Source organism: Streptomyces sp. NPDC050549 (genome assembly GCF_040655035.1).
Taxonomy (GTDB): Bacteria; Actinomycetota; Actinomycetes; order Streptomycetales; family Streptomycetaceae; genus Streptomyces.
Genome location: NZ_JBFAJD010000095.1, coordinates 1 through 6,979, shown reverse-complemented (window position 1 = coordinate 6,979; position 6,979 = coordinate 1). Strand labels below are relative to the sequence as shown.

Genomic DNA, 6,979 nt, shown 5'->3' with positions numbered 1-6,979 from the left:
TCGGCCACCGCACCTCCAGCGGTCGGAACGGACGTCACCGCCCATCCAACCGCCCTAACCAGCAACCCGGCGAACCTTCCCGGTCAGAGCACTAGGGTCTCGTGCCTGGGGTCGATGAGAGCCGGTGCGGCAGCTTCTGCGCACTGCGTGTGCCACCGGTAGTAGTCGTCGATGACTTGCCGCAGCAGTTTCGTGAACATTTCACGGTTCTCCGGGTGGGGAAACAGTCCCCCACCCGCGTGCGTGTGCCGCATGGGCCCTCCTTTCCCGCGTTGTCCCGTCAGCGCACCATGTGGGCGGAGATGCGTTCGAAGAGCAGGTCGATCTGGTCCCATGCCTGGGTGCAGACCTGCATCAGCTGCGGGAATTGCGCGGCAGACAGTCCCTTGAGGTAGTCGCGGCCCAGTTCCCGGTGGTCCTCGTCCACCTCGAAATGGAGGTCGAAGTAGGAGGTACCGTCTGTGCCTTCCTCGGTGAAGGCCACGCCGGTGCGTTCGCCGAACAGCTGGCAGCACGTCTCGACGGCCATGTGAACGATGACGATCTTCGATGCCTCGTCTGTTCCGTGCATTTGCATCACGAACCAGTTGCCGACGGCTTCCAGGATGGGGTCGTAAACCGTGTCGTTGACGCCGTGGCTCTCCTTGAGTAGGCGGTCGTGTCCGAACTCCTCGCGCAGATGGCCCGCGTACACCTCACGCAACAGTGGATCGGCGCAGGTCGCCTGCCGTGCGTAGAGCATGCGCTGGAAGTACACGGACCAGACGTAGAGAGCGGATACGAAGCGGTCGCGCATCCTTCGGTCTCGTCCCACATGGCCGCCGTCGAACAGGTCGAAGAAGTGGTGATCGCTGAATTTGCGCAGCCGCTCGGCGTTGTATTCCTCCAGCTTGGCCAGTGGCGTGGAGTCCCCGCTGAACTCGACTCGAGCTTCGTGTTCGTTTTCGTAGAGCCCGCTCCCCTCGAATTGCACCGAGAGTCCGCAGAACTCCTCACCCGGCCTGGTCACGAAGCCGTGCCGGGCGCCCGGGGGAACGGCGACGGTGTCCCCCTCGGCCAGTTCTTGCTCCCTGTCCCCGAGGAGACGGACCGAGCCCTTGCAGACGATGATCATCGACTTGACCGGATGTTGGTGGATGTCCAGCTGCTCGCCGTCGGCAAGGCGTACCCAGGCGACGGAAAGGCGGCCGGCTTCCGGGAGGAAATTGGCCAGAAGGTCGTTCCGCCGAAAGTCACGCTGCTCTCCGAGCTGGTGAGTATTGCCCTCGACCATGACGGAGGAAATCTCTCGGATGTCGTTGCGGGAGACGGTCAGGACCGCGTTCTCCAACTGCCTTTTCTCGATGGCTAGTTGTTCGGTCACGTGTGTTCACCTTCCTGTGAACGCGAATGGGACAGAGGGAAGTCAGAGAGTGGTACGTTGAGCGTTCCGATGGAGAGTGGCAAGCAACCGCGTGTTCTCGGACGAGGATCCGATAGAGATCCGCAGATGGTTGCGCCAGCCTTCTGGCTCGGGTGCCACGGCGATATGGGCGTCTTGCAGTTTCGCCGTCGCGGAGTCTAGGTCAGCGACCCGAATGGAAATGAATCCGGCATCTGCAAAGACGTCGAGCGCCTCAGGAGAGGCCATGAGGTTTTTCGCCAGTCGGTCGCGTTCTGCCACGTAGGAAGCGATCCTGGACGCGAGTTGTGCGGGTTGAGCCAGTTCCGCTGTGGCGGCCTCGGTGACCAGGCTCGAGATGGGGAAGGGCGGTCGAACCTTACGTACTGCGCCGAGGATGGCAGGTGCTCCGAACAACGCTCCGAGTCGCAGGTTTGCCATGCCCAGGGCCTTTGACATCGACCGCACCGAGATCAGGTTGGGATGGGCGTTCAGCTTGTGCCGGTGTGAAGGTCGAGCGGTGAACTCGGAATAGGCCTCGTCGATGATGACGATCCCGTCAAAGCGGTCCAGCAAGCAGTCCAAGTCGTCGGCGTTCAGACAGGTACTGGTCGGGTTGTTGGGGTCACAAAGGAAAATCCCTTTCACTGGAAGAGACAGCAGGCGATCGATATCCAATCGGTCGTACCGTGCCCCGCCGAGTGCCACACGATATTGAGCGACGTTGTGCAGTGTTGCGAGTCGCTCGAAGAAGCCGAAGCTTGGCCACGTGACCGCCACGGCATCCTTCCCCGGTTCAAAAAGTGCCCGCAGTACCAGATCCAGCGCTTCCGTGGCACCCCGAGTGATCACCGCATCCGTTTCAGAGGGACGACATACGCCGCCTTCGGTAGTCGGATCGAGGATTTCCAGTGCGCTCAGATATACAGGAGCAAGGAAATCCGGCGAGTGCTCAGGGTAGCGAAGGTGCTGCCCGCCGAAAGGATTCTCATTGAATCGAAGATTGATGAATCCAGATGCTTCAGGACGCTGTCCCGAAGGTCCTGGCAATCCCAAGGACTGAATGCATTCTCGCACTGGTCAGATACCTTCACGGGGTCTTGGAATTTAGTCGACTTGTTGCGTCGCAGGTCGGCGAGGTAGCGCTGGGCGGGCCGGCCGTGTGGAAGGAGCAGGCGACCACGGCGGCGTGCAGCAGGGCACGGTGGACGACGGCGCGAAAGTGGAGCACCCCGAGTCTCCCTTTACGAGGAGGGACTAAACTGCCGCGGCCTGCGTGGGTTTCTGGTGGTAAGCGCGCGCTGCATGCAGGTAAAGGCGCAAGTCGGCGAGACCTTCCGAGGCGGTAAGGCCCTGGAGAGCCATGAGGTTGTCCGGAGGCAGAGCAACGAGTTCGTCCAGCTCTTCGTGAACTCGTCGGGCCCGCTGCCTGGAGTGCTGAGCGACCGTTTCGCTGTCGAGCCAGAAGGGGAGGGCCAGGCCGTATTCGTAGGCGGCATCCACTTCGTGCGAAGCGAATTCCGCGATGGCTTCCTCGACGGTCATTGTCTGGATCGGCAGGCGTTTCGGGGTGAACCAGTCGAAGTTCGGGTTGGTGGTGGCCTGGTTCAGGACGGTGTCGCTGACGTGGCGGGCGATGACCGGTGAGCAGTGGAATCCGTCTCGATAGGTTCCGGTGGCGAAGTGGAGCCCACGGAGGCTGCTCTCACCGATCAGGAGGAAGCAGTCCAGGGACATCGGGCGCGCTCCGTGCAGCCATTGGGTGACCTGCGAGGACGCGATCTTCTGGTCGAGGTGCTCGCATATCTGGCGCAGGAACGCATGGCCGTCACCGACCCCGGGCCCGTGTGCCGGATGGAGAGTGACCATGTTGTTGGCGCCGATGTACTCCTGGTCTTCTCCCGCCAGGGGTACAAGGTGGAGACCGCATGATCCGGCGCGAATGGGTGTGCGCAGTACCTCACGGGCGCGGTGGGGGGCAGTGCGCTTGGTGAGCAGTGACAGACCATTGCCGTGCAGCATGGGTGGGGTCGCGCCGGGAGGCAGGACGCTGTCGGCGAGAGCGCTGCCCGTACTTCCCGCCGCGAGGATGACGGTGCCGGCGCTGAGTGTGCTGCCGTCGGCGAGTTGTACGCCGGTGACTGTGTCAGCGTCGGCCAGGAGTGCCTGCACCGTGGCGGGAAGAATGTGGACGCCGTGGCGGCATGCTGCCGCCTCCAGCGCGGAGACGACGGCCCGTGCGTCGATGGCGCCTTCGCGAGGCAGGTGCACGGCGTGCGAGGGGCGTGCGCTGGGGCTGGGATCCAGGCCCTCGATGTCCTGGGGGTCGACCTGCTCGTGCGGCTCGTTGTACTTGATGAGCGCTGCGCGCATGGCCTGGAAGTTCTCCTGGGCGAGATGCCCCGACCTGCCACTCAGCAGCACGAACGTACCCTCGGTTCGCGAGGCGCGCAGGGCCGCGGCGTCGTGCCCGATTTCGTCGCAGAGTCGGTCCAGCCACGCGGGCCACTCGTCGAGCGCTTGGCGTGCGATGGCGAACTTGGCTTCGGCAGCGGGGTGTTGATGGGTGTACTTTGTCACCTCGCCGAAGCAATTCAGCATTGCGCCGGCTGCCATGGATGCTGCGAGGGTCCGTCCCGGAGGACCGATTACCGCGATTTTTAGCTTCGGTGCCCGGCGTGCGATTTCGACAGCGATCGACAGTCCGAGCACGCCATTCCCTACGACGGCGATATCCATGCTACTTCGAGCGGTCATAAGGCATCTCCCGGAAGTGGTAGAACGACAGAATCAAACGGCCCCGTAAGGCACCGCGACGGTGCATGCGCCGGACCGGTCGAGGTCGCGCAACTCACTCGCCACTCCGGCCGCAGTTATTTGAAAGACCAGCTCTCGCCTACTCCGTGTATGGTGCCAGGTTATTTTTCCTGATACTTGTCATCCCGTGCGCAATTTTCTGTCGGTACGTGCCACGTCACGGGGGTCGGTGGTGGATCCGGTCGTCGAGGGTGGTCGGCGCGGTAGCCCGGTCCTCCCGCGGTTACGGGTCAAAGGCCGCGCGGAACATCCTACTGAACTTGGCGGCATTGACTATTCGCCAGCGTGCCGCGATCGCGCGGATCAACTGGTGACGAAACCCTGAACCTTTTCCGCGGGGGAGGACACTCCTGCTGAACCCAACTGGCCGGTTTCAGCAGGTTGGATCGCGCCGGGCGCCCACCAGTCGGCGCTTTCTGATCAGGCGATGCAAATGGCAGACCGAGACGCTGCGCGCAATTGCGATCGTGGCAGCACTGGCTATGATCCAGCGCGACCTGCCGATCCGTCGTCGCCTGGCACAGAATGTCGAGCCTTGAGTTTCGTGGCGACTGAGTCAGCCGCATTCCTGGATTGACACAGGGAGGCTCCGCCGCGAGGTTGTGGGTGGCGAGGTCGGTAGAGAGGGGGGAGGCGGCGAGCTGCCGGCTGACGACCATGCGGGAGAAGACGTCGATGACGAAAGCGGCGTGGACCCAGCCGGAGAAGGTTCTGCTGCGGGTGGTGCGGGGGCTCTTGGCCCTCATCGCCCCGCGCTGATGGCGATGAAAACGACTTGGTCCGCAGTTCCGGAAGGTGGACCAGAGATGCTGTTCATCGACGGTGGCGCAGCTTCCGCATCAAGGAGTCGAACTCGGCCGTCATGCCCCGAATCGCGCGGTGCACGAGCACGCCTGACACCGGCGCCGGAAGCGCTGACAATCACTGCCTCCCTCGGTCTCATGCTTCCAGTCGCAGAGCACCGACCGGGCAACTTCGAACCGCTTCCTGGACCCGCGATTCATCATCAGTGCTGACCTGCGGCTCCAGTACCGCCAGCTCACCTTCATCATCGAGCTCGAAGTGCGCCGGTGCCGCAACTTCACACAGGCCGTGCCCTTCGCATGTGACACGGTCCATTACGACCCGCTTCATTCGGCCACCTGCCCGGCGTTGGTGCCGACCGCTGCGGGCGTCTCCCCCACAAGTCGGGCCCATACTTCCTTCGGGCGCCTCAGAAGCAGCCCATCACACTTCTCCCATGTCGCTCGGCGGCCGGCAGCCATGCGCGGATAGTGATCCATGAGGGCGCCGATCGCCATATACGCCTCCATGCGGGCCAACGGCGCACCGAGGCAACTGTGAATACCGCGCCCAAAGGCGACATGTTGCACGGCAACCTGTCGTGTGATATCGAAATGACGAGCTGTCGATCCCCAGACAGCCTCGTCGTGATTGGCAGATTGGATGCTGAGGTAAGCCTTGTGACCCGCGGTCACGGGACACTCGCCGATGACAGATTCTCGTACTACGGATCGCGTCATGAACTGCGCTGGCGAGTCAAACCGTAGAGATTCTTCGATTGCGTTTTTGAGCAGCGATCGGTCGGCCACGATGCGCGCCCAGTCGCCATGCTCCAAGAGCCGGTATATGCAATTCGCAATCAACGCACGGGTTGTGTCCGTAGCAGCTGCGAAGAGCTGCCTCAAGTGCATGACGACCTCAAGGTCCTCCATCTCGCGCTCACCCGGAGCAGCGAAACAGAGATTATCCAGGACGTCGTCCCGGCGCTGCTCAGAATGTTCGCGCCGATCGCGCACGATCTGACTCATCAGTTCCATCAGTCTGTCGTATTCAGGCATACTCGTCTCGGGCGCAGGGACCGCCTCGACCAGCGCGTCCGCCAGGGCCTCGACCTCGGACCAGTACTCCTCGGGAAGGCCGATCATGGAGTACGTCACGGCCGACGGGATGTGCGATACGTAGTCATTGTGGAGTTCGACTTCGCCGGAGAGGGGTAGCCTATCCAGCGTCCTCGCTATGACTTGAGCGACACGTGGACCGAGCAATCGCAGTTTCTTTGGAGCCATACTCCGAAGAAGCCTCGACCGCAGTTCCGTGTGCACTGGCGGGTCGAGGTTCGTAATACCAGGAAATGCGTGATTCCGATCTTCGCGGCCAATCGTGAAGTTCCCCCTGTTTGAAAAGTTCGCACTATCCTTGAACAGCGCGCGGACATCTATGTCAGAGGTGACAACAAACAAGACATCACTGACTTGACTGACGGGGCACTTGCGGCGCGCGGCTTCGAGAGCGTCGTCGGGATCGGCTACGTGACCCGCATCGTGCGGGGTGAACGGAGTAACGTTCTCTTCGGTCACGTGTGTTCGCCTTCCTGCGAATGCGAATGGGATAGAGGGTTTCGCGGATTCTTGCTCGGAGATCCGGATGGAAATGAATCCGGCGTCGGCAAGGACGTCGAGCGCCTCAGAACAGCCCATGAGGGTTTTCGCCCACCGGTCGCTTTCTGTCGCACAGGAAGCGGTCTGTGCGGGTTGGTCGATTATGCCAGTCCGGTCGCCGTCATTTGAAAAACTAAGTCGCGGCTACTTCCGTGTATGGTGCCAGGTTATTTTTCCCGATACTTGTCATCCAGTGCGCAGTTTTCTGTCAGTACGTGCCACGCCACCGGAGTCGGCGGTGGGTCCAGGGCTGATGCGTTCTCACTCAGCGAGATGAGCTGATCGCGTGTGCATGCGCCAAGGCGGCCGGACCGTCCGGACTGGAGACGGTGAACGCGAC

The 6,979-nt window shown here is 62.2% G+C and carries 5 protein-coding genes; all 5 read right to left on the bottom strand.

Translation table 11 applies throughout. The annotated features are described in order from the left end of the window. Positions 1–280: 280 nt before the first annotated feature. On the bottom strand, positions 281–1,363 hold the full coding sequence (locus AB0I51_RS48000) for a cupin domain-containing protein (RefSeq protein WP_362985790.1): 1,083 nt from the start codon (positions 1,361–1,363) through the stop codon (positions 281–283). A 42-nt stretch (positions 1,364–1,405) separates the two neighbouring features. After that, on the bottom strand, positions 1,406–2,437 hold the full coding sequence (locus AB0I51_RS47995; RefSeq protein ID WP_362985788.1) for a histidinol-phosphate transaminase: 1,032 nt from the start codon (positions 2,435–2,437) through the stop codon (positions 1,406–1,408). A gap of 201 nt (positions 2,438–2,638) precedes the next feature. Beyond that, positions 2,639–4,120, bottom strand: coding sequence for an FAD-dependent oxidoreductase (locus tag AB0I51_RS47990; protein ID WP_362985786.1), 1,482 nt, complete (start codon positions 4,118–4,120; stop codon positions 2,639–2,641). A 1,017-nt stretch (positions 4,121–5,137) separates the two neighbouring features. Next, positions 5,138–5,317 carry a ferredoxin gene (locus tag AB0I51_RS47985; protein WP_362985792.1) on the bottom strand — a complete coding sequence of 60 codons (180 nt, stop codon included), beginning with the start codon at positions 5,315–5,317 and terminating at the stop codon, positions 5,138–5,140. Positions 5,318–5,328: 11 nt separating this feature from the next. Next, on the bottom strand, positions 5,329–6,558 hold the full coding sequence (locus AB0I51_RS47980; protein WP_362985784.1) for a cytochrome P450: 1,230 nt from the start codon (positions 6,556–6,558) through the stop codon (positions 5,329–5,331). Positions 6,559–6,979: the final 421 nt, after the last annotated feature.

Excerpts from the sequence above, each read along its gene's own strand:
- AB0I51_RS47985 (WP_362985792.1), bottom strand. The coding sequence starts at position 5,317 with ATGGACCGTGTCACATGCGAAGGGCACGGCCTGTGTGAAGTTGCGGCA.
- AB0I51_RS47990 (WP_362985786.1), bottom strand. The coding sequence starts at position 4,120 with ATGGATATCGCCGTCGTAGGGAATGGCGTGCTCGGACTGTCGATCGCT.